The 1638-nt window shown below is 38.3% G+C and carries 1 protein-coding gene; it reads right to left on the bottom strand.

From position 1 onward, the window contains the following. Positions 1–198 precede the first annotated feature (198 nt). Positions 199–1638: polysaccharide biosynthesis C-terminal domain-containing protein (locus IH879_06560; protein MCH7674598.1), on the bottom strand; the 1440-nt coding region annotated here is incomplete at its 5' end.

The raw sequence follows: 1638 nt of genomic DNA, 5'->3' as shown, positions 1-1638 counted from the left end.
TCCGGAATCCGCAAATCTTCGAAAAAGAACCTGGACATCTCAGCATCATAAGTGTTGACCTGTATGCAGCAATTTGAGTTCAAGATCGGGGTGTTTCTTCATTTCAGAAATAATTGGGGCAATTTTCATGAAATTGGGCCGAGCCCCCACAACATTCAGAACCTTAATTGTCATTAATTAATCCCGCTAATATACTATTTAAAAAGCACCTTTTAATCGCAGCGCAAAACGTTTGATTTCTTTTAAAGAAACAAGCTTCAACAGAAGCATAAGAGTCGGCAAAAGAATCAATACAGTGGCGTCTTTTGCAAAATTGAGTTGAAGCTTATTCAAGTCAATACTTGCCAGCCAGGAAAAAATCATCCCCAACAAAATCACCGGAATCATTTTCCTCCAAAGCCAATTAATATGCAGGTATTTGTGCGACAGTCTAAGTATCAAAACCATCAAAACAAAATAAGAGAGTGTTGTGGCAATCGCGGCCCCTAATATTCCCAATGTCGGTATCATTGCCATATTCAAAATAATGTTTAGTCCGGCAGTCAGGAGACCATATTGTGTCATTTTAATTGTCTGATTATGAATCAAGGCGCCGGCTTTAAAGATATTTTGTAATCCAAAAAGGAAATATGAGAAAGCAATCCATGGAACAATAATAATCCCGTAGTGGTACTCTTCAATCGTTGTTATTTTAAGCAAATATTTAGAAGCAACAACGATGGCCAACATGAGCAGACTGCCAATTTGCACATAATAAAGCGCAATTTTTTGATAAGTTACTTTTTGTTCGGGTGCATTTTCAAGGCGGAATAATATCGGATGCCAGGCTTGCATCAAAGGTACCACAAAAACCATATTCAGAATCATGCCAAATTTATATGAAATCCCATAGATGCCGCTTGCTTCAACAGAAATAATTTCCTTGATGAAGAATCTGTCAGACATCGATAGAATCAACATGCTAATGCCGTTAAACATAAGAGGGAAGCCAAAACGCAATGAACGAATGACATCTTTGTGGTCATAATGCAGGCCATGTTGCTTTAGAATATAAAAAACCGCAAAGAAAAATATTAAGCCTGAGGTGATAAGCTTGGCATAAATAATTCCCCACAAGCCCAAATCCAACCCGATAACAAAGCCTAACGTCAGTAGAATTAACAAAACAAAATCGACGAACACAAAAACAATGAACCTAAAAGCTTGCTCATAAATGCGAAGCAAATTGACGATGACAGTTCTACTTAAACCTAGAAAAAGAATAATGATAAATACTCTTACTAAGTTTGACAAACTGCCATCAGAAAGATACATTTTGGTAATCCAAGGTGCACAAACAATCAAAAGCGTTGCGAGGACAGCATTTACAGCGAGGACAAACAAGATATTGCTGGAAATAAACTTTTTCTCTGTCCCGGATTTTCGTTCGGTGGTGAAATAGCGCCACACGGCATTAAAAACCCCCAGTGGCGCCACCGCATTGTAAAAGAGTTCCAGAAGCTCGAGTAAAACAATAATGCCGACCTCGAAGACGCTCAGGTAATGCGTGTAAAGGGGAATAAAAAAGAAGGTAACACTTTTAATTGCGATATTGCCAATGCTGTAAATCAGCGTGTTCTTGCCAACGGTTTTTAGTTC

Source organism: candidate division KSB1 bacterium, assembly GCA_022562085.1.
Taxonomy (GTDB): domain Bacteria; phylum Zhuqueibacterota; class Zhuqueibacteria; order Oceanimicrobiales; family Oceanimicrobiaceae; genus Oceanimicrobium.
The sequence above is the reverse complement of the archived record's forward strand: the minus strand, read 5'-3'. Positions and strand labels throughout refer to the sequence as shown.